The organism is Brevibacillus sp. AG, assembly GCF_028369215.1.
Lineage (GTDB): Bacteria > Bacillota > Bacilli > Brevibacillales > Brevibacillaceae > Brevibacillus > Brevibacillus porteri.
The window spans coordinates 56,379-76,021 of sequence record NZ_JAQMYO010000004.1; the positions used below are offsets into that span (position 1 = coordinate 56,379).

At 46.8% G+C, this 19,643-nt stretch carries 22 protein-coding genes and 1 riboswitch; of the genes, 12 read left to right on the plus strand and 10 right to left on the minus strand.

Annotated elements, in window-relative coordinates; translation table 11 throughout:
- Positions 1-35: 35 nt before the first annotated feature.
- The 3 genes from POF51_RS11645 to POF51_RS11655 form a co-directional block, all read right to left on the minus strand.
- Positions 36-392 carry a response regulator transcription factor gene (locus POF51_RS11645; protein ID WP_069849884.1) on the minus strand — a complete coding sequence of 119 codons (357 nt, stop codon included), beginning with the start codon at positions 390-392 and terminating at the stop codon, positions 36-38.
- 341 nt (positions 393-733) lie between these two features.
- Positions 734-952, minus strand: a complete 219-nt coding sequence (locus POF51_RS11650; RefSeq protein WP_271755401.1) for a carboxymuconolactone decarboxylase family protein — start codon at positions 950-952, stop codon at positions 734-736.
- Between the two features lie 86 nt (positions 953-1,038).
- Positions 1,039-1,713, minus strand: a complete 675-nt coding sequence (locus POF51_RS11655; RefSeq protein WP_069849880.1) for a Crp/Fnr family transcriptional regulator — start codon at positions 1,711-1,713, stop codon at positions 1,039-1,041.
- Positions 1,714-1,913: 200 nt separating this feature from the next.
- Between POF51_RS11655 and POF51_RS11660 the strand changes: the two genes are divergently transcribed.
- The 5 genes from POF51_RS11660 (at position 1,914) to POF51_RS11680 (ending at position 6,669) form a co-directional block, all read left to right on the plus strand.
- Positions 1,914-2,678, plus strand: coding sequence for a DUF4097 family beta strand repeat-containing protein (locus POF51_RS11660; protein WP_069849878.1), 765 nt, complete (start codon positions 1,914-1,916; stop codon positions 2,676-2,678).
- A 250-nt stretch (positions 2,679-2,928) separates the two neighbouring features.
- Positions 2,929-3,882, plus strand: coding sequence for an ABC transporter permease (locus tag POF51_RS11665; protein WP_017246627.1), 954 nt, complete (start codon positions 2,929-2,931; stop codon positions 3,880-3,882).
- Complete coding sequence (locus tag POF51_RS11670; protein ID WP_271755402.1) at positions 3,879-4,820, plus strand: iron chelate uptake ABC transporter family permease subunit; 942 nt, start codon at positions 3,879-3,881, stop codon at positions 4,818-4,820. Before POF51_RS11665 ends, POF51_RS11670 begins: the two co-directional genes overlap by 4 nt.
- A complete protein-coding gene (locus POF51_RS11675; protein WP_017246625.1) occupies positions 4,817-5,575 on the plus strand; it encodes an iron ABC transporter ATP-binding protein in 759 nt (252 codons plus the stop codon). The genes POF51_RS11670 and POF51_RS11675 overlap by 4 nt, the downstream gene beginning before the upstream one ends.
- Positions 5,576-5,679: 104 nt before the next feature.
- Positions 5,680-6,669 carry a siderophore ABC transporter substrate-binding protein gene (locus tag POF51_RS11680; RefSeq protein WP_069849874.1) on the plus strand — a complete coding sequence of 330 codons (990 nt, stop codon included), beginning with the start codon at positions 5,680-5,682 and terminating at the stop codon, positions 6,667-6,669.
- 85 nt (positions 6,670-6,754) lie between these two features.
- On the opposite strand, the gene POF51_RS11685 is transcribed toward POF51_RS11680, so the two are convergent.
- The 7 genes from POF51_RS11685 to POF51_RS11715 all read right to left on the minus strand — a co-directional run bounded on the left by POF51_RS11685 (position 6,755) and on the right by POF51_RS11715 (position 12,057).
- Positions 6,755-7,411 carry a DJ-1/PfpI family protein gene (locus tag POF51_RS11685; protein ID WP_069849872.1) on the minus strand — a complete coding sequence of 219 codons (657 nt, stop codon included), beginning with the start codon at positions 7,409-7,411 and terminating at the stop codon, positions 6,755-6,757.
- A gap of 169 nt (positions 7,412-7,580) precedes the next feature.
- The gene (locus POF51_RS11690) at positions 7,581-8,444 is read right to left on the minus strand and encodes an ABC transporter ATP-binding protein (RefSeq protein WP_069849870.1); all 864 of its coding nucleotides are present in this window, start codon (positions 8,442-8,444) and stop codon (positions 7,581-7,583) included.
- A 175-nt stretch (positions 8,445-8,619) separates the two neighbouring features.
- Positions 8,620-8,913, minus strand: coding sequence for a YxcD family protein (locus tag POF51_RS11695; protein ID WP_069849868.1), 294 nt, complete (start codon positions 8,911-8,913; stop codon positions 8,620-8,622).
- Complete coding sequence (locus tag POF51_RS11700) at positions 8,901-9,335, minus strand: hypothetical protein (protein ID WP_017246620.1); 435 nt, start codon at positions 9,333-9,335, stop codon at positions 8,901-8,903. Before POF51_RS11700 ends, POF51_RS11695 begins: the two co-directional genes overlap by 13 nt.
- Positions 9,336-9,484: 149 nt before the next feature.
- Positions 9,485-10,147 (minus strand): methionine ABC transporter permease, encoded by a 663-nt coding sequence (locus POF51_RS11705; protein WP_069849866.1) that lies wholly within the window; start codon positions 10,145-10,147, stop codon positions 9,485-9,487.
- Positions 10,147-11,184, minus strand: coding sequence for a methionine ABC transporter ATP-binding protein (locus POF51_RS11710; RefSeq protein WP_069849864.1), 1,038 nt, complete (start codon positions 11,182-11,184; stop codon positions 10,147-10,149). The genes POF51_RS11705 and POF51_RS11710 overlap by 1 nt, the downstream gene beginning before the upstream one ends.
- Positions 11,185-11,226: 42 nt before the next feature.
- On the minus strand, positions 11,227-12,057 hold the full coding sequence (locus tag POF51_RS11715; protein WP_069849862.1) for a MetQ/NlpA family ABC transporter substrate-binding protein: 831 nt from the start codon (positions 12,055-12,057) through the stop codon (positions 11,227-11,229).
- Positions 12,058-12,159: 102 nt separating this feature from the next.
- Positions 12,160-12,262: riboswitch (SAM riboswitch) on the minus strand.
- 220 nt (positions 12,263-12,482) lie between these two features.
- Between POF51_RS11715 and POF51_RS11720 the strand changes: the two genes are divergently transcribed.
- The 7 genes from POF51_RS11720 (at position 12,483) to POF51_RS11750 (ending at position 19,574) form a co-directional block, all read left to right on the plus strand.
- The gene (locus tag POF51_RS11720; RefSeq protein WP_015893853.1) at positions 12,483-12,839 is read left to right on the plus strand and encodes a hypothetical protein; all 357 of its coding nucleotides are present in this window, start codon (positions 12,483-12,485) and stop codon (positions 12,837-12,839) included.
- Positions 12,840-13,036: 197 nt separating this feature from the next.
- Positions 13,037-14,110, plus strand: coding sequence for an ABC transporter substrate-binding protein (locus POF51_RS11725; RefSeq protein WP_069849860.1), 1,074 nt, complete (start codon positions 13,037-13,039; stop codon positions 14,108-14,110).
- An 87-nt stretch (positions 14,111-14,197) separates the two neighbouring features.
- Positions 14,198-15,127, plus strand: a complete 930-nt coding sequence (locus POF51_RS11730) for a nucleoside hydrolase (RefSeq protein ID WP_069849858.1) — start codon at positions 14,198-14,200, stop codon at positions 15,125-15,127.
- Between the two features lie 26 nt (positions 15,128-15,153).
- Positions 15,154-15,975 (plus strand): ABC transporter permease, encoded by an 822-nt coding sequence (locus POF51_RS11735; RefSeq protein WP_007724617.1) that lies wholly within the window; start codon positions 15,154-15,156, stop codon positions 15,973-15,975.
- Positions 15,976-15,980: 5 nt separating this feature from the next.
- On the plus strand, positions 15,981-16,769 hold the full coding sequence (locus POF51_RS11740; protein WP_017252586.1) for an ABC transporter permease: 789 nt from the start codon (positions 15,981-15,983) through the stop codon (positions 16,767-16,769).
- 15 nt (positions 16,770-16,784) lie between these two features.
- Positions 16,785-17,846, plus strand: a complete 1,062-nt coding sequence (locus POF51_RS11745; RefSeq protein WP_069849856.1) for an ABC transporter ATP-binding protein — start codon at positions 16,785-16,787, stop codon at positions 17,844-17,846.
- Positions 17,847-17,864: 18 nt separating this feature from the next.
- The gene (locus POF51_RS11750) at positions 17,865-19,574 is read left to right on the plus strand and encodes an adenine deaminase (RefSeq protein ID WP_069849853.1); all 1,710 of its coding nucleotides are present in this window, start codon (positions 17,865-17,867) and stop codon (positions 19,572-19,574) included.
- Positions 19,575-19,643: the final 69 nt, after the last annotated feature.

Consider the following 19,643-nt stretch of genomic DNA (forward strand, 5'->3'; position numbering starts at 1 on the left):
GAGGCGACCGTGCCTCAGTTTTTTTGTTTGATCGACTAAAGAGAATTCGTAATGGAAGCCAAAAGTCGTTCTTCATCGATCGGTTTTAGAATATAATGGCGCGCTCCAGCGTTGATTGCTTCAAAAACGAGCGGCTTTAATCCGTTGGTGCTGACCATAATGATGTTGGCGTCGGGGAAGGTGCCGATGATTTTTTTGACAGTCTCTATGCCATTCATTCCTGGCATATTGATATCCATCGTCACCACGTCGGGGAGATGGGCCGCATACTTTTGATAGGCGTCCAATCCATTCGTCGCTTCTGCAATGACTTGATGGCCCGCCAGTTCCAAAATGATTTTCATGTAATCTCGTACTACAAGGGAGTCGTCTGCTATCAGTATACGAGCCATAAAACCTCCTGTTTCGAAACGGTTAGTTATTCTTAGTAAGTAAATTGTCTGCTTTTACCATAACACTGATAGGAAAAATGTCGCAATCATTTGATCATAAAAAGTGTAGATGAACATATAAAAAAACAAACGAATTCCAGTTTGTGATGAAACTGGATTCGTTTGTTTTATTTTCCAAATGGTTGATATAGTTGGGTTAGCAAAAGCAATCTGGCTTGCCGGGAGCATCACGATAGGCGAGCAAGGCATTGACCCCATGACTTAAGATGGCACCGGAACGTGTCACTGCGGCAACGAGTAGAGCCTCCATTATTTCCTCCATGGTGCCGCCTAGCTCTTTTTTACTTTTTGACATGAACATCGATGCAGTAGGGGCAGCCAGTCACATGAGCGACCACAATGGCAATCAACTCTTTCGTTTTGACCGGGAGCTGGTGGGATTGCTGGTAGATTTGTCGCTCGAGAGAAAAATAAGAAGCGGCAGCCTCAGGGGCCAATTTCATCAATTCAGGGATATGCGACAAATTTGCTGATTCATAATACGAACGTGCTTTTGACATGAAACATCCTCTCCATTCCATGGGTAGTGGCTACGACTTCATTGTAGAGAGGGAAGATACTTGCTTCTGTAACTTACTCACCATTCTCACCAATCACCAGGAAAAAGTTTTTCCTGGAGGGCATCACGGCGAATAGCAGCGATTCGGCCTCGTCCTAACTGAAGCCATCCGGCTTTCTCAAACTCCTTGAGTGACCGACTGATTACTTCTCTGGCAGTCCCGAGTTCAATGGCAATCGCTTCATGGGTAATCGATAGGTGATTGCGAGAATCCGTGGTACGACGGAGTAATAATTCGGCGATGCGGGCGTTGATCGGCTTAAACGCGATATCTTCGACTAGAGACGTGACAGAGACCATTCGGTTGATCATGTTTCGGTAAATAAACTGACGCAGATCCTTATAGCGATCCATCCAGTCTTTGAAAACATCTACAGGCAAAAGCAGCAGCTCGGTTTCCTCTTCTAGCTGTGCAGACGCTTCATAGCCCGTCTCACCTAAAATACTTGCCATCATGAGGACACAGACTCCCCCGCGCTGTACCCGGTATAACGTAACCTCACGTCCTGACTCGCTGATGATATAGACGCGGACCTTGCCTGACAATACAAAAGCGGCATGGGCAAACAGATGACCCTGCTGCATCGTAAGCTGGGGAGAAAAGCGTTCCGCTGTTATGTCAGGATGGCGCCATGCGGCTTCCGGAACAAGGGAAAAGCACGGAAAAGCATCCGTCACAAATTGGATTCGATTCAAGTCCATTGTTTTACCCTCCGAGGCGACTTAATTGGTAAAATATTCTTACTTGTAGTGTAGGGAAAAAACGCGATCTATACAATGGAATATCCGTCTGCAGACTGACATGAGAACAACGCTGTAGCCTGATTTCTCTTCTACGCTGTTTTGCTACGATGTTATAGAACTTATCTTGTAAAAATAACCAGTATCGAGGGGAACAACAGATGAAACAAGTGAAACAGTGGATAGGAGTAGGTCTAATCGCTGTAGGAATCGGCTTGGCCGGATGCACGATCAGCGATAAAGTGATCAAGATTGATGAAGAAAAAAGACAGCTTGAATTACCAGCGGAGTCCATCGAGGCGTTGAATATTGTTACGGATTCAGGTAATTTGATCGTCAAAGGTGATGAAAAAGCAACCGCGATTCGTGTAGAAGCCGATATCAAAACGAAAAGTGTCAAACCCGAAGAAATCATCATTACACTCGAGAAGGATGGGAATAACGCAACACTACGATCCGAAACGAACACGGAGATCGGTTTTAACTATGTGGATATGACGTTAACGGTAATCGTTCCTGCCCAGCTGCCGATAGCCCTTACCGATGGATCAGGAGATATTGACATGACGAATCTAACAGGAAAGCTCACGATTGAGGATGACTCCGGTGATATTCAATTAACGAATACGAACGGAGAGGTAGAGATTCGCGATCAGTCCGGTGACATTACGATCAAGGACGCGTCTGCCCTCAAACTGATCGAGGATGACTCGGGTGATATCTTCATGGAAAATACGGGTGGAAATGTAGAGATTCACGATCAATCTGGCGATATGGTTATTCGAAATCATAAGGGCGACATAAAGATATCCGACGACAGCGGCGACATGGTCATTGATACTGTCGAAGGAAATGTACGAATTGAAAATGACGGGAGCGGAGAGCGAACCGTTCTAAACATAAAAGGCTCGTTCACATCTAAATAAATCAGGACCGTCAGGGCTTTTGCTCTGGCGGTTTTCTTGTTCGTGTCGGTATTTTGACAGGTTGAGGAAAAAATTAGCCGACTAATGAAAAAAAGCTTTCCCTTCCGATAAAGAAGTGCTAATATAACAAAGGTAGTTCTAATTGAGAATGAATCTCTTTATTAATGATCATGAGAATTATTCTCTCTCGTAAATACTCGAGTCAATACGGAACATTACTCCAGGAAAAAGTAAGAAGAGTAGGGACGCGATGAAAAAGAGATATTTGGTTGTAGCACTTATTTTGCTATCGTTCGTTTCACTTTTTATTGGCGTGAAAGATATATCTCCGTGGGATTTGTTCAATCTCACAGATGACAAAGTGCAAGTGCTGTGGATTAGCAGGATTCCGCGTTTGATCAGCATTATCATCGCAGGGATCAGCATGAGTATCGCCGGATTGATCATGCAACAGCTGACCCGAAACAAGTTCGTTTCTCCGACGACAGCAGGGACAGAGGACTCCGTTCGATTCGGAATATTGGTTTCACTCTTGGTGTTCGCTGATGCGAGCTCATGGGTGAGGCTGCTCGTTGCTTTTGCATTTGCTCTCTTTGGAACCTTTGTCTTTATGAAGATTCTTGAAAGAATCAAATTTAAAGACTCTATATTCATCCCGTTAGTGGGACTGATGTTTGGAAACATCGTCGGATCCATCACGACGTTTTTCGCTTATAAGCATGACCTGATGCAAAACATGTCTGCTTGGTTGCATGGAGATTTCTCCACCATTATGAAAGGCAGCTACGAGCTTTTGTACATAAGTATTCCGCTGGTGATTATCGCTTACTTGTATGCGAACAAGTTCACCATTGCGGGAATGGGTGAAGAGTTCGCCATCAACCTCGGGTTGAACTACAAGCATGTCGTCAACATTGGATTGGTCATCGTCGCTTGTGTAACGTCGGTAGTCATTCTCACGGTAGGGACAATCCCGTTTTTGGGGCTGATCATTCCCAACCTGGTTACGATCTACCTGGGAGATAACCTGAAAAAAAGCTTATCTCATACCGCTTTGCTTGGCGCGGTGTTTGTACTTGCTTGTGATATCCTGGGACGCCTCATCATCTTCCCATACGAGATTTCCATCGGCTTGATGGTTGGGGTCATAGGCAGCGGGATATTCGTGTACTTACTCATGAGAAGAAAGGCATATGAACAATGAAAGCGAAGATAGGTGCCCTGTCGATTGTGGCCATTGCTTTGATAGCCATTTTTATGATGATTGACGCCGGTGGCAACTGGGATTATGTCCTTCCTCGGCGGGCTAAGAAAATTCTTGCCATCATTTTAACCGGTTGCATCATCGCCTTCTCTACGATGATCTTCCAGACAATCACGAACAACCGAATCTTGACGCCTAGCATCATCGGCCTCGATTCGCTCTATATGTTCATCCAAACATTTGTGATCTTTGTGTTTGGCTCCACTCATTTCACCTTGATGAACAACAACGTGAACTTTCTGATCTCGACAGGTGGGATGGTGCTTTTCGCAGGCTTGCTCTACAAATTCCTGTTTAAGAGGGAAGGGGAAAATATTTACTTCCTGCTCCTCATCGGATTGATCTTGGGCACATTGTTCAGCAGTTTGTCCACGTTCATGCAAGTATTGATTGATCCGAATGAGTTTCTGGTTGTGCAAGACCGAATGTTCGCCAGCTTCAACAATGTAAAAACAGACCTGTTGATTACGAGCTTTGTTCTGGTCATCGGAATCATGATTTACTTCTGGCGATACATCAAGTACTTGGATGTGTTATCACTCGGTCGGGATCAGGCGATCAATTTGGGGATTCCGTACGATTTTGTCATCAAGCGGTTTCTCGTCGTCATTGCCATTCTCGTATCGATCGCGACAGCGCTCGTTGGACCGATTACCTTCCTTGGACTGTTGGTAGCGAATCTCGCCCATCAGTTTATGAAAACCTATCAGCATAAATACTTGCTGCTGGGCTCGGCTTTAATCAGTGTGATTGCACTGGTTGGCGGTTTGTTGATTGTGGAGCGTGTACTAGCGTTCTCCACGACGCTCAGTGTCATCGTCAACTTTATTGGTGGGGTTTACTTCATCTATCTTCTGCTAAAGGAGAATAAAGCGTGATAGAAGTCCGGAATGTCACAAAACAGTATGGTAGCAAAAATGTCGTGGAAAATGTCTCAGTGAAGATTGCCAAGGGGAAAATCACGTCTTTTATCGGACCCAATGGGGCCGGAAAGAGTACGCTGCTATCGATGATTAGTCGCCTGTTGACCAAGGATCAAGGCGAGGTTTTCATTGAGGGTCAGGAGATTGGACAGACAAAGAGCAGTGAGCTGGCAAAGAAAATCTCGATTCTCAAGCAATCGAACCACATTACGGTGCGGTTGACGATTCGTGAGTTGGTCAGCTTTGGTCGCTTCCCGTATTCACAAGGCAATTTGACAAAAGAGGATTGGAAGTATGTAGACGAGGCTATCCAATATTTGGAGCTCACGGACATTCAACACAAGTACCTCGACCAGTTGAGTGGAGGTCAGCGTCAACGCGCTTACATCGCGATGGTTGTCGCTCAAAATACGGAATACGTCCTCTTGGATGAGCCGCTCAACAATTTGGATATGAAGCATTCCGTCCAGATCATGAAAGTGCTGCGACGTCTGGTAGACGAAAGGGGCAAAACAGTTGTCATTGTCATTCACGATATCAACTTCGCTTCCGTCTATTCGGATTATATCGTCGCTCTCAAGGATGGCAAGGTCGTGAAGGAAGGCACTACAGACGAGATCATCACACGACCGATCTTGAAAGATGTCTATGACATGGATATCCATATCGAAGACATTGAAGAAAATAAAATCTGTGTCTATTTCGCGTAAGCTCCATCTTCCTATCGTTAAAATTTTGATGGCCTGCCGGGGGTTTCATCAGCAAGCTATCAATAATTTTATATACTTTTACATTCTATATAGAGGTGAGAGAAGTGAACAAAAAATTACTCATGCTGTTTATGGCAGTACTGTTGGCTGTATTCACAGCTGCATGCGGCTCCAATAACGCCGCTCCTGCAACACCTGCGGCAGACGCAACAAAAGCACCTGAAGCTGCACAAACATCCGAAGACGTTACGATCAAGCATAAATTGGGTGAAGCAAAACTGAAAAAGAATCCAAAAACCGTTGTAGCATTTGACTACGGTGTTCTGGATTCCTTGGACAAATTGGGTATCGAAGTAGCGGGTGTTGCACAGTCTTCCAGCATCCCTGCATACCTGGAAAAGTTCAAAGATGCGAAATACACAAACGTTGGTGGCTTGAAAGAGCCAGACTTTGAGAAAATCAATGCAATGAAACCAGATGTGATCTTCATTTCTGGACGTCAACAAGATGCTTACGAAGAACTGAACAAAATTGCTCCAACCATCTTCATGGGTGTAGACAATGCGAAGTACATGGAATCTTTCAAAGAGAACATGAAAACATTGGGTACCATCTTCGGTAAAGAAGCACAAGTAGAAGAAGAGTTGGGCAAAATTGATGCATCTATCAAGGAATTGAATGCAAAAGCAACGGCAAGCGGCAAGACTGCTCTGATCGTTATGGTTAACGAAGGCAAGCTGAACGCTTACGGCGCTGGTTCCCGTTTTGGTATCCTGCACGGTGAATTCGGATTTACGCCTGTAGACAAAAACATTTCTGTAGAAAACCATGGTCAAAGCGTTTCCTTTGAATATATCGCAGAAAAAAATCCAGACTACCTGTTCGTAATTGATCGTGGTAACGCGATTTCCAAGAATAAAGAAGTGTCTACTTCTACACAGCAAACTGTAGAAAACGACCTGATTAAGAACACGAAAGCATTCAAGACTGGCAACATCATTTACCTGGATTCTAGCAACTGGTACTTGTCTGGTGGCGGATTGGTATCTACCGCTGGCATGGCAGACGAAGTTCTGAAAGAAGTTAAGTGGTAAGAGGCTAGAAAAGAAAGTGGCGACAGCCGAGGGGAGTAAGACATTCCCTGGGCTGTCGCCTTTTCATTTTTTTGAACGTGCTGATTTATACCCGGGGCTCCCGTTTTGCAAACTCCTGTAACATCCCTCTGATTTGTTCTACCAATAAAGCAGGTGCCTTCTTAGGTGAACCCGAGTCAAACGGTGGCTGGGGATCGTATTCCAAAATCAATTGGACTCCTTTACTCATATCTTCTCCCAATTCCCATGCAACTAATTGGAGGGCCATGTCGATACCAGAGGAAACACCGGCCGCTGTAACGATTTTGCCCTGACGAACGACTCTTTCCTCTGTTGGAGTGGTTCCAAGGGATTGGAGCAGTTCGAAGGACCCCCAATGAGTGGTGGCTACAGCTCCATGTAACAAGCCTGCGCCGCTCAAGATCAGAGAGCCATTGCAAACAGACGTAGTCCATTTCGTTGTTTCATGTATGTGGCGAATCCACTGTAGAGTTTCTTCGTCATTCATAGGGGTTTTATAATTGGGCGGACTGCAACCGGGAACTACAAGAATATCAGCGGACGTAACTTCAGAGAAGCTGTAATCGGCATGTAAATAGCCCATATTGGAGTCAAGCTTGATTAACCCTTTTTTCTTAGCGACAAACTTCACTTCACATTTCAGCGTAGCAGCGAATACATCGTATGGACCAATTGCATCTAAAGCGGTGATGCCGTCGAAAAGCAAGATGGCAACCTTCATGATGATCTCTCCTTTGAAATGGGATATTTTTCTTGCAAACAAATACTAACATACATATACAGGGTATATGTATGTCGGAGTTGTGACTAACTGCAAGTAGGTATAGCAAAAAGCCGGTTACACCATAAAACGTGGTGAAAACCGGCTTTTTGCTTGCGGAATCTAACAATTATCTGGCTCCAACCAGCTTGCGCTCTTCCGTGTAAACAGGTTGGGTAGTGTTTTCGTTTGGTTGCTTTTGATCCACAGCATGAGACAGCTCATAAGGGAGGCAGAGCGGTACACCCGTGCGAGGATCAATTAGAATGTCTGCTTCGATGTTGAATACCTTACGCAGCATCTCAGGCGTCATGACTTCAGCAGGGCTTCCCTCAGCGACAACGGTACCGCGAGAGATTGCAACCATGTGCTGTGCATAACGGGTTGCGTGGTTCAAATCGTGGACGACCATGACGATCGTACGATTTTCTTCGTCATTCAGCTTTTGTAGGAGCTTGAGAACCTCCAACTGGTGAGCCATATCCAGGAAGGTCGTAGGTTCATCCAGGAACAGGATGTCTGTTCCTTGCGCCAGAGCCATGGCAATCCATGCGCGTTGGCGCTGACCGCCGGATAGCTGGTCAACCGGACGATCATGGAAATCGGACATGCCGGTCATGGAGATAGCCCAGCTTATGATCTCTTTGTCTTCCTTGGTCAAAGAGCCGAAGCCTTTTTGATGGGGGAAGCGGCCATAGGTAACGAGCTCAGACACGGTCAAGCCATCGGGTGCGGTTGGGTTTTGCGGCAAAATCGCCAGTTGCTTGGCGACTTCCTTGGTCGATTGCTGGTGGATCGATTTTCCGTCCAAAAATACTTGTCCGCCTGTTGGCTTCATAATCCGGGCGAGAGTTTTGAGGATCGTCGATTTACCAGAACCGTTTGCACCGACCAGTGCAGTGATTTTTCCAGAAGGAATGCTGATGTTCAAGTCTTTGACAATGGAAAGCTCACCGTATCCGATGTCCAGCTTTTGCGTGTATAAGCGCTCCACAATGGGCCAACTCCTTTTTAAAAAGTATGTACGTATATAATCAACCGTAGTAATGATAATCATTTTCACTAAGTTAAAGTATATAACGTAATGAGGTCAAATTCAATAAGTAAAAAGCCAACCTGCTCACATGCGTGAACAAATTGGCCTTGGGTTAACAAATGATTATCCAGTGTTAGTAGGTGATATGAGCGATGATCCCTTGTTCGTCGTCCAATACCAACTCGATACCGGCGGAATAAGGGTTGCGCTGCATCTGGGTCTCCAGATAGTAGCGAATCGCTTCAATCATATTCATCTCGATGAAGATTTGTTGGCGATCCATCCAGTCTACTTCAGCAGAAAAGCCGTATTCTTCGTCCCACATCAGTTCGACGGAGATGTCTTGTGGCTTCAACTGCTTTTTGTAGGCTGCGTGAATACAGATCGCATTAATGATATCTTGTTCGGAAAATGTTATCTTTTCCATGCGTTCAGTTCCTGTTCTTTCTCACGCTTGGTTTTGAAGTAAACGATCACTTTACGGATCAGGATAATCACAGCGAGGATCGCCATCAGGTTGATCATGAAGCCAAGGATGGAGCCCAGGATACCCATGTCACCGAACAGGGATCCGAAAAGCAAACCAGCCAGACCACCAATCATGAGACCTTTCATGAATCCACCGCTTTTGCTTGCTGTAGCAGCAGGAGTTGTTGTTGTACCTTTATTTGTTGAAGCATTTACATTTGTATCTGCTTTGTTAGGTGTTTGCGTGTTCGTAGGAGCCGTATTAGAGTTGAAGGATTTTTTCCCGGACTTATAGCCTTTCGCGTCGGCATGATCAATGAATCCTCCGGCCGGAGCGAGTACGAGCATTACGGCAACCAACATCATGATGAGTTTTTTCATGTTATTTGAGTAGCCCCTCTCAGTTTAATGACTTGTATATATAAGTCTACATGAATATCAGACGAAATTCCAACGAGCTTTCAGTGGCGATCGGTCTAAATACCTACAAAAAAGCCCCTGACAAGCGATCATGTCAGGGGTTCTTCGTTTTACGCACTCTTTTTCAGTTTTCGGGCTGCCCAGTTACCCAACGATTGAATGAGCTGGACCAAGACGACGAGAATAATGACGGTAATGATCATGACTTCGATGTCCCATTGCTGATAGCCGTAGCGCAAGGCGAGATCGCCAAGCCCACCAGCACCGACTGCGCCCGCCATAGCAGTAGCGCCAATCAAGCCGATCGTCGCAATCGTCAGGCAGAGGACGATACCAGGCCGTGCTTCACGCAGCATGATGCGAAAAATAATCTGCGTCCGGGATGCGCCCATCGCTTGGTATGCTTCGATAACGCCACGATCGACGTCATGCAGGGCCGTTTCCATCAAGCGTGAGATGTAAGGCGAGGTATAGACGATGAGCGGCACAATTGCTCCTTCAATCCCAATCGAAGTGCCCACGATCAACTCCGTAAAAGGAATGATCGCAACCATCAGGATAATAAAAGGCAGCGAGCGCACAATGTTGATGATCGTATTCAGGGTGTGATAGATGATTTTGTTCGGGAAAAGGTGATTCGCCTGTGTGATGACTAACAAAATCCCGAGCGGAATCCCGATTAATGTCGCAATGAATAATGAAAACCCAACCATGATGACGGTTTCTTGCAGGGATTGTCCGAATACCGGAATCATTTCAATCAAACGCTCCATTAGCTCCGTACCTCCTCTGGTGACACAATATCTACGCGGTAGACGGATTCACGCAAGAAGCGAATGCCATCCTGAATGGCCTGGTCTTCACCAGAAATGTGCAAAAGCAAAATGCCGAGTGCCGTTCCCTTAATGGTCGTAATAGAGCCGTACAACAGATTGGTGCTAATCGGAAAACGTGCAGAGAGTGTTCCTAGAACAGGATCGAGAGCGGCATCCCCGCGAAAGGCAACGCGAACAATTTTGGAAACGGGTCCGGTTTCTTTTATCTTGGACAAAATCTCCTGTGGTACCTGATCGTCGAAAACCGTTTTGATAAAATTACGGGTCGTTTGCTCTTGCGGATTGCTGAAAACATCCAGAACAGAGCCTTGCTCGATGACGACACCGTTTTCCATGATGGCTACCTGGTCGCAGATTTTTTTAATGACCTGCATTTCATGCGTAATGAGCACGATGGTCAGGTTGAACTTTCGATTGATGTCGAGCAACAGCTCTAGAATCGATTCAGTCGTCTGCGGGTCGAGAGCAGAAGTCGCTTCGTCACAGAGCAGGATTTCCGGATCAGTCGCAAGTGCACGAGCGATACCCACCCGTTGCTTTTGTCCACCGGATAGCTGAGAAGGATAAGCGTTTGCTTTATCAGACAAGCCAACCAAGCCGAGAAGGTCTTCTACCTTGCGTTTAATGACATCTTTGGGGACGCGATTCATCCGTAAGATTTCCGCCACATTGTCAAAGACATTATAGGAAGAGAGCAGGTTGAAGTGTTGAAAAATAATCCCGATCTTTTTGCGAGCTTGCCGCAGCTCTTTTTCCTTGAGGGTCAGCATGTTCTGGCCATTGACGATCACAGAACCGCTGGTCGGCTTCTCCAACAGGTTGATGGTGCGGAGCAGGGTACTTTTTCCCGCTCCGCTAAAGCCGATAACCCCGTAGATTTGCCCTTTTTCCACCTGAAGGGATACGCCCTTCAATGCTTCTACCTGCTTGTTTCCTACTTGATACGACTTATGAATATCGGTTAGCTGTATCATAACGAGTTCTCCTTGTTGTTCTTGATGTTCCTGGCGTCGATCTTACCAGGACGGCAGTACAGCTCCTTCAAAACGTTCGTCGATGAATTTTTTCACTTCTTCCGAACGGTAAATGTCCACCAGCTTTTTGACAGCAGGGTTGTCTTTGTTGGTTTCGTTGACTGCCAAGATGTTTACATAGGGAGAGTCAGCCGTCTCAGCGAAGATCGCATCTTTTTTCGGGGAGTAGCCAGCTTCCATTGCGAAGTTCGTATTAATCGAAGCGACTTCTACGTTGCTCAACGAGCGTGCCAGGAAAGCAGCCTCCAGCTCTTTGAATTGCAAATTTTTTGGATTTTCTACGATGTCCAGTGGTGTTGCGTTGTCGCCCACGCCATCTTTGAGCTTAATCAAGCCAGCTGCCTGATAGAGCAGCAGGGCGCGTGCTCGGTTGGTTGGGTCGTTTTGAATGCCGACAACGCCGCCTGCCTGGATGTCCTCGACTTTTTTATGCTTGGTGGAGTACAGGCCCATCGGGTACGTGACGGTTTTTCCGATCTCGACAATTTTTGTTTTATGATCTTGATTGAACTTCGCCAAGAATGGGATGGTTTGGAAGCTGTTTACATCGAGATTTCCTTTATCGAGAGCTTGGTTCGGCTGTACGTAGTCGTTGAAAACGACGACTTCGACTTCAAGTCCTTTGCCTTTGGCGACTTCTTTCACTTTGTTGAGAATCTCTTCGTGCGGGCCGCCAGTGACGCCCACTTTGAGTGAGGTTTGTTCAGCAGCAGTGCCACCGTTAGCAGGAGCAGCTTCTTGTTTACCGCCGCAAGCCGTTACGAGCGATGCAGCGAGCAGTAGTGTAGTGAGCAGTAGACCAGTCTTTTTCATGAAAATACCCCTTTTCTCTGGATGTAAGATGGAAAAGAAAAAAGCCTCTTCCGACAGAAGAGGCGAAAACTGCGAGTATGTAACCACACTGCAACAATACCTCTCTTATCTGTCGGAATAAATTCCGCTGGATTTGGCACCGTATCGTTTGCGATAGGTTGCCGAGGTGTCATAGGGCCAGTCCCTCAACCTCTCTTCATAAGAGAATGTGCTATGAAATTATCATTCCAAACATTGTGGTTAATTCTTATTTGGATAGTTGGATTATAACGACTGATTTTTTAGGTGTCAACTGTTTTTGCAAACGAATGACTTGGTGGAAAAATGCGAAATTGATCTAAATACGAATATTCTATTGAAGAATCAAAAAATCATATGTATAATGAGAGCGAATGAACCCGATACCAGCTATCGCAGGTGATGACATGACTCTAGTGGACTCCAATGAAACCAGAAAAAAGCTGTCTGCCATCTATAATGAGATAGCAAAAGAGTTGTTCGGATTTGGAACGACTTTGCTCCGAGTCACGATTGAAAACCAGATGATTACGTTCCAAGCCAAGCATCGCCGCTCTCCGCGCTCACAAGCGTTGGAAGGAGAAGCGCCGGCCCTCAAGCTCGAAGTCGATTTTCGCATGTCCCTTCTTTATAAGAAGAGACTGAGAGAGCGACTGGAGGAAGAGATGGGGTTGCCGTTGGAAGCCGTGCTACGGGACTATGATGCGCCTACGCAGTGGGCGATCACGAATGTTATTTTAGCTGAATCAGAACTGAATACCTGACGCAATCGTTCGGATTTTCTCTTTTGATCTATCTTAAGGGGAGACCGTAGACTTTGCGTAAAAACGGGTGTCACTTCTCTTTGTTTACGAAGAAAAGTGCTCTTGTTTAGAATGATACGTTCTAATCAAGGGTACTTTTCTTTTTATTGTACCACCATATTTTGTCATCAAATGAACCCAACTGGAGGAGAATTACGATGAAAAAATTACTTGCTGGAATCCTGTCTTTTTCTATGATGTCACTGGCTCTCGCTGGCTGTGGCAGCAATGATCAACCACAAGCGGGTGGGGCTGGCGGCGAAGCCAAGGGTGAGCCACAAAAGCTGGTCATCTCCACATGGGGCTTCTCTGAAGACTTTTTCCGCAAAGAAGTATATGAGCCGTTTGAAAAAGAACATAACGTGAAAATCGTACTTGAAATCGGGAACAATGCAGAGCGCCTGAACAAAATTCGCCAAGGAAGCTCCGATGTAGACTTGATCTACCTCTCTGACTACTATGCACAGCAAGGAATTGAGAGTGGCGCATTTGAAAAAATCGACCGCAGCCGCATTCCAAACCTGGATCAAATCTATGATATTGCCAAAGCACCACTGGGCGAGGAGTACGGTCCAGCTTACACGATTGGCCAATTCGGGATTGCCTACAATCCAAAGCTCGTGAAAACCGAGATCAAGGATTGGAAAGACTTGTGGAACCCAGAACTGGCGGGCAAGCTGACATTGCCAAGCATTACGTCCACAACTGGCCCGATGGTTCTCGACAGTGCTTCCCAGATAGCGGGCAGCAAAGAATTTAACGAGGATCAAGCCTTCGCGAAAATGAAAGAAGTTAACCAAGGTGTAGTGAAGTTCTACGACAAGACCTCCGAATACGTGAACATGTTTGGACAAGAAGAAATCGGCGTAGGACCGATCATGGAAATGTACTTCAAAGACATCAAAGCCGCTGTTCCGGAAGCTGTTTTCGTACAACCTGCAAGCGGCGGATATGCGGTCATGAATACGGTTAACATCGTAAAAGGCTCGAAAAACAAAGCACTCGCAGAAGACTTCATCAACTACCAGCTGAGCAAGGAAGTTCAGGAAAAAACAGCAAAAGCAAAAATCGATTCCCCTGTAAACAAAACGGTTCAACTGACAGAAGAAGAAGCAAAAGGCGTAACGTACGGGGAAGAAACCGTAAGCAAGCTGCGTATGATGGACATGAAATTCGTTAACGAGCACTCTAAAGCATGGATTGACCGTTGGAATCGTGAAATCACGCAATAACGAGCGATAGAAAAACAAGGGCGAGGGTATAGACATTTGTGGATATACCCTCATTTTCATGAGAAATGAATGTGAGGAGGACCACTCGTGCAAAAGATCATTCTTGACGTGGATACGGGCATTGATGATGCGCTTGGCATCATTCTCGCTGTGAAGAGCGGGCAATTCGATTTGGTGGGCATTACTACGGTGAATGGAAACGTGTCGCTGCGAAAAGCCACAGAAAACACGTGCAAAATTCTCGATTTCTTGCAAGTCGGCGAGCAAATCCCTGTCGTTTGTGGCGCGTCTGAACCGTTGCTGCGGCCGTTGTTTTTCGAGCATGCCGTGCATGGTGAAGATGGCTTGGGCGGTGCTCTGGCAGGTGTTCCGGTTTACAAGGAGCCAACTGCTGGCTTTGCTCCTGATTTCATCGTGGAAAACGTACTCGCTCATTCCGGCGAGATTACGCTCATCATGACGGGACCGCTGACCAATTTGGCACTGGCGGTGAAAAAATGCCCGGAGCTTGTCCAACACGTCAAGGAAGTCATTTTCATGGGTGGAGTGGTCCGCGAGCACGGGAATGTGACGCCGGTTGCGGAGTATAACATGTACGTCGATCCAGAGGCGGCCAAGGTTGTGTTTCATGCCGGATTCCCACAATTGACGCTGGTTGGACTGGATGTGACGCGAAGAGTGCTGCTGAACGAGGAGCATATTCGTGAGCTAGGAGATACACCGATGGGCGAGTATGTAAGACAGAGTACGTCTGACTACCTCCATCGTTATTTTCAACGAAATGGCATCTATGCGTGCGCCATGCATGATCCATTGGCTGTCGCAGTCGCACTCGATCCGAAGCTGGTGGCGACCAGGAAGCTGTATGTAGATATCGAAACGAGAAGTGAGCTGTGTGATGGGCAAACGGTTTGCGACTTTCAAAACCGCCTACAAAAAGAACCGAACATAAACGTCTGTCTGGACGTAGATGCAGATGCGTTCTTTGCGCGTTTTATCGGCGCATTGAAAGCCTGACGATACCGTGAACAGGAGTTAATCAGATGAGAAAAACGGGTCTTTATTTATTACTGTTGCCGGGTGTGCTGTTTTTGACGCTGTTCATGGTCATTCCGATTGTGATGACGATTGCGTCCACCTTTTATCAAGATGGTAGCTTTACGATTCAAGGCTATCTCCAATTTCTTACAGACGCGTACTTCCTGAAAATTATGCTGACGACGCTGCAGGTCAGTCTGGTCACGACGATTGCGTGTGTCCTGATCGGTTTCCCTGCCGCGTACTACATTTCCAAGCTAGGCCCACGCAAAAAGGGCATCCTGCTGGCATTGGCGATTTTTCCTTTGCTGACCAGCTCTGTCGTGCGGTCGTTCTCTTGGATGATTATTCTCGGAAAAAAGGGCTTATTGAACAGCTCGCTGCTTGCAATCGGGCTCATCGATAAGCCGTTGGAAATATTGTATACGCCGACTGCGATGATGATTGGTTTGATTCATCTGTTCCTGCCGCTGATTATTATTACGCTGGTAGGGGTGATGGAAAACATCGACCCAGATTTGCTGAAGGCGGCGGAGAGCTTGGGTGCTTCCAAGTTGACTGCCTTCTGGAAGGTCATTGTGCCACTTAGTGTACCGGGACTCATCATTGGTAGCATTCTGGTGTTTGTCGGAAGCTTGACTGCCTACACCACGCCTGCCCTGCTAGGTGGAAAACAGCGGGTAATCTCCACGTTCCTGTATCAAAATGCGATTACGCTTAATGATTGGCATTTGGCATCCGTCATTGCCACGATCATGATTGTCATTACATTTGTCGTCATCTATTTCATGAACAAGCTGGCGACGAAATTAAATCCGAAGGGGTAGAAACTATGCAGGAGAAAAATCGCGGGTTGGCCCTGTTTACCTCTCTCGTCTTTCTATTTTTGCTAGGGCCGCTCATTATCATTTCTTTTACGTCGTTTGAGCCGGGGAGCGTCTTGAAGTTTCCGCCGGAGGGCTTTTCCTGGCGGTGGTACGAAAACATTTTTAATGTAGAAATGTTCATGACGACATTCAAGACGTCGATGTTCGTTTCCTTGCTCGGAAATCTTTTGGCGCTCTTATTGGGGATTCCGGCAGCTTATGCGCTCAGTCGCTTTGATTTTCGCGGCAAGGGCATTTTGAATGGCATTTTCATCTCACCTGTCCTGATTCCGGGTATTGTGATGGGCTTTGCCATGCTGAAATACGTCATTGTCGTGTACAATTTGCCGATTTATGCGGGACTTCTCGTCGGTCATACGGTGCTGATGCTTCCGTTTATCATTCGCGTCATTGCATCATCCTTGTCCAACTTTGACTTCGCCATTGAAGAAGCGGCTTTAAGCCTTGGGGCAGGTCGTCTCGAAACCTTTTTCAAAGTCGTCTTGCCGAATATTCGCTCCGGGATTATTGCTGCGATTCTGATCGCTTTTCTGGAGTCGTTCAACAACGTAGATATCTCTGTTTTCATGACAGGACCAGGAGTAAGCACGCTGCCGATCCAGATGTTGACGTACGTAGAAAACAACTTCGATCCAACGATCGCCGCTATTTCCGTGCTGCTCATGATTCTTACGGCTATTCTCATGTTCATCATTGAACGTCTGATGGGGCTTTCCTACTTTACAAAACGATAACGGAGGCATCAACTCATGGCATTGCTCACGCTGGATAACGTATCGGTTGCCTATGACAATCAATATATTTTGCAAAACTTCAATCTCAATATCGAAAAAGGACAGCTCATCTCTTTGCTCGGTCCGAGCGGTTGCGGAAAGACGACGACGCTGCGCCTGATTGCGGGTTTTCTCGAAGCAAAAGATGGCCGGTTCATGTTTGAAGGAAAAGATTATACGCGCGTTCCGGTCAATAAGCGCAATTTCGGGTTTGTGTTTCAGAGCTATGCGCTGTTTCCGCACCTTTCTGTATTCGATAACGTGGCATTCGGTTTGCGCCTGCGCAAGATCAATGAAACAGAGGTAAAGACCCGGGTACAGCAAATTCTCGAAGTCGTGAGTCTCGGCGGCTATGAAAAGCGTTTCCCGAAGGAACTGTCTGGTGGTCAGAGACAGCGCGTGGCGATTGCGCGGGCACTGGTGATTCAGCCCGACTTGCTGCTGTTCGATGAGCCGCTCAGTAACCTCGATGCCAACCTGCGGATCAACATGCGCGTAGAAATCCGTCGCATTCAGCAGGAGCTGGGCATTACGACAGTATACGTATCGCATGACCAGGAGGAGTGTTTCTCCATTTCCGATCAGGTGGCGATCATGAACAAGGGCGTGATCGAGCAGCTCGACGATCCAGCCACGATTTTCAAATATCCAAAGACGGAGTTTATCGCTCGCTTTATTGGTTTTACCAACTTCATCGACTTCGCAGAGCGCACTGAGCAGAACGGAGAAATCGGCCTGCGTGTCGGTGACCATCATTTTACCGCGTCCAAAAATCCGGGTACGGCGAATCCGTCCGGTAAAAAATGCGCAATGCGACCAGATGACCTCCTCGTGACGACAGAAGAGAGCGCCGAGCTGGGAATGAACCGTCTGCGCGGGACGGTAAAGGTAAGCACGTTTTTGGGACGCAGCTATCAATATGTCGTGGAAACAGAGTTGGGTGACTTCACGGTCAATCAAGAGATGGAGACGCCGTACAAGACTGGCCTAAACGTCAATCTGCTGTTTCCGAAAGACAAAGTGGTACTCGTGGACTAAAGACAGGAGGTTATTTTCGTGAAGGTCGATTTGTTGATTCAAGACGTCCAAGTGTTTAACAGCTATTTTAAAAAGTTCATCAAAGGAAACGTCGCTGTTTTGGATGAACGATTCTTCTATATTGGTGAGCGGAGTACGGAAACATTTGAGGCTGCCGAGATCGTGGACGGACAAGGCCGCTACATGATTCCTGGTCTGGTCGATATTCATTTGCATATTGAGAGCACGATGGTGACGCCGGAGACGTTTTCCTATGGTTTGATTCAAAACGGAGTGACGACGATCGTACCGGAGCCGCATGAGATGGCCAATGTGTTCGGAATCGAAGGGATCAAAGAGATGATTCGTGCGAGCCGTGATTGTGTCGCTGATATGCTGTACGCGATCCCGAGCTCCGTACCAGCTACCTCAATGGAAACGACAGGTGGGTCTGTCGAGATTGCGGACATGGACGAGCTCTTGCGTTCTGAAGAGATCATTTGCCTTGGCGAAATCATGAATTACGTAGACATCATCAAGGACCCTGACTGCAAGACGAATCGCATCCTGGAGCATATCCGCAAGACGTATCCAAAGCTCGTCATCGAGGGGCACGTCCCGAAATTGCTTGATTTGGACCTGCATCGCGTCATTTATGCGGGAGTGGACTCCGATCATACGCATCAGACACGTGAGGGCATGGAAGCGAGAATCGCAGCGGGCATGTTTCTAGAGATTCAAGAAAAATCAATGACGGATGAAGTCATGGACTATTTGATCAAGGAAGATGTTTCTGAGCATTTTTGTTTTGTGACGGATGATGTGATGACCGATTCTTTGGTCAATCGTGGACATTTGAACCATATCGTGAAAAAAGCCATTCAAATGGGCATGCAGCCAGAGCGCGCAATCTACGCGAGTACATTTACCCCAGCTAGACGTATGAACATGACGGATCGAGGGGCGATTGCTCCTGGCAAAATAGCGGACTTCCTATTGCTGTCTGATCTGCATGAACTCAAGATCGAACGCGTCTATAAAAATGGGAAGAAAGCTTATGACGTCAAGGAAGAGTACCGACAAGTAGTCAAAGAGAAGCAGTTTCCTGCGCATTTTTATGAGAGCATCAAGCTATCACCACTTACAGAGCAAGACTTCCGCGTCACAGTAGAAGTGCCGGACAATCGTTATCCATGCCGGGTCATGCTCGTTCAAAACGGTTCTACTTTTACAGAGGATCACCGTGGAATTGCTGAGGTGCGGGAAGGACAACTCTTGTGGGAGGAGAGCCCGTACGGCTTGATCGCCGTCTTTGAACGCTATGGCAAAAACGGTAACCGTGGCTATGGCTTGATCAGCGGCGATACGATCAAACGAGGGGCGGTAGCCACCAGCTATTCGCATGACAACCACAATCTCTTGGTTGTCGGACACAATCCGCACGATATGATGGTCGCAGCCAATGAAGTCATCCGCAACCAGGGCGGCTTTTACGTGGTCGAGGATGGCAAGGTGATCGCGAGCCTTCATTTGCCAGTCGGAGGCATTCTGACAGAGGAACCATTGGAAAAGACTGCAAAGGAAGTCGAACAACTTCGCCGTGCCATGGAGTCGCTCGGTTACGATCACTACAACCCGATCATGTCGATCAGCACGCATTCCCTCCCGGTCAGTCCAGCCTTGAAGCTGACGGATCTGGGGTTGATCGATGTAAACGACGGGAAAATAGTTCCGTTGTTGTTAATGTAAAAAAGTTGCTTGCTGAAAAGAAAGTTTTCGGCAAGCAACTTTTTTTGATCTAATAGTCCCGAAAGAAGC

Coding starts and splice junctions, on each gene's coding strand:
- POF51_RS11740 (WP_017252586.1), top strand. CDS start 15,981: ATGCAGGAGAAAAATCGCGGGTTGGCCCTGTTTACCTCTCTCGTCTTT.
- POF51_RS11705 (WP_069849866.1), bottom strand. CDS start 10,147: ATGGAGCGTTTGATTGAAATGATTCCGGTATTCGGACAATCCCTGCAA.
- POF51_RS11700 (WP_017246620.1), bottom strand. CDS start 9,335: ATGAAAAAACTCATCATGATGTTGGTTGCCGTAATGCTCGTACTCGCT.
- POF51_RS11665 (WP_017246627.1), top strand. CDS start 2,929: ATGAAAAAGAGATATTTGGTTGTAGCACTTATTTTGCTATCGTTCGTT.
- POF51_RS11670 (WP_271755402.1), top strand. CDS start 3,879: ATGAAAGCGAAGATAGGTGCCCTGTCGATTGTGGCCATTGCTTTGATA.
- POF51_RS11710 (WP_069849864.1), bottom strand. CDS start 11,184: ATGATACAGCTAACCGATATTCATAAGTCGTATCAAGTAGGAAACAAG.
- POF51_RS11735 (WP_007724617.1), top strand. CDS start 15,154: ATGAGAAAAACGGGTCTTTATTTATTACTGTTGCCGGGTGTGCTGTTT.
- POF51_RS11725 (WP_069849860.1), top strand. CDS start 13,037: ATGAAAAAATTACTTGCTGGAATCCTGTCTTTTTCTATGATGTCACTG.
- POF51_RS11660 (WP_069849878.1), top strand. CDS start 1,914: ATGAAACAAGTGAAACAGTGGATAGGAGTAGGTCTAATCGCTGTAGGA.
- POF51_RS11720 (WP_015893853.1), top strand. CDS start 12,483: ATGACTCTAGTGGACTCCAATGAAACCAGAAAAAAGCTGTCTGCCATC.
- POF51_RS11645 (WP_069849884.1), bottom strand. CDS start 392: ATGGCTCGTATACTGATAGCAGACGACTCCCTTGTAGTACGAGATTAC.
- POF51_RS11685 (WP_069849872.1), bottom strand. CDS start 7,411: ATGAAGGTTGCCATCTTGCTTTTCGACGGCATCACCGCTTTAGATGCA.
- POF51_RS11655 (WP_069849880.1), bottom strand. CDS start 1,713: ATGGACTTGAATCGAATCCAATTTGTGACGGATGCTTTTCCGTGCTTT.
- POF51_RS11745 (WP_069849856.1), top strand. CDS start 16,785: ATGGCATTGCTCACGCTGGATAACGTATCGGTTGCCTATGACAATCAA.
- POF51_RS11715 (WP_069849862.1), bottom strand. CDS start 12,057: ATGAAAAAGACTGGTCTACTGCTCACTACACTACTGCTCGCTGCATCG.
- POF51_RS11650 (WP_271755401.1), bottom strand. CDS start 952: ATGTCAAAAGCACGTTCGTATTATGAATCAGCAAATTTGTCGCATATC.
- POF51_RS11695 (WP_069849868.1), bottom strand. CDS start 8,913: ATGGAAAAGATAACATTTTCCGAACAAGATATCATTAATGCGATCTGT.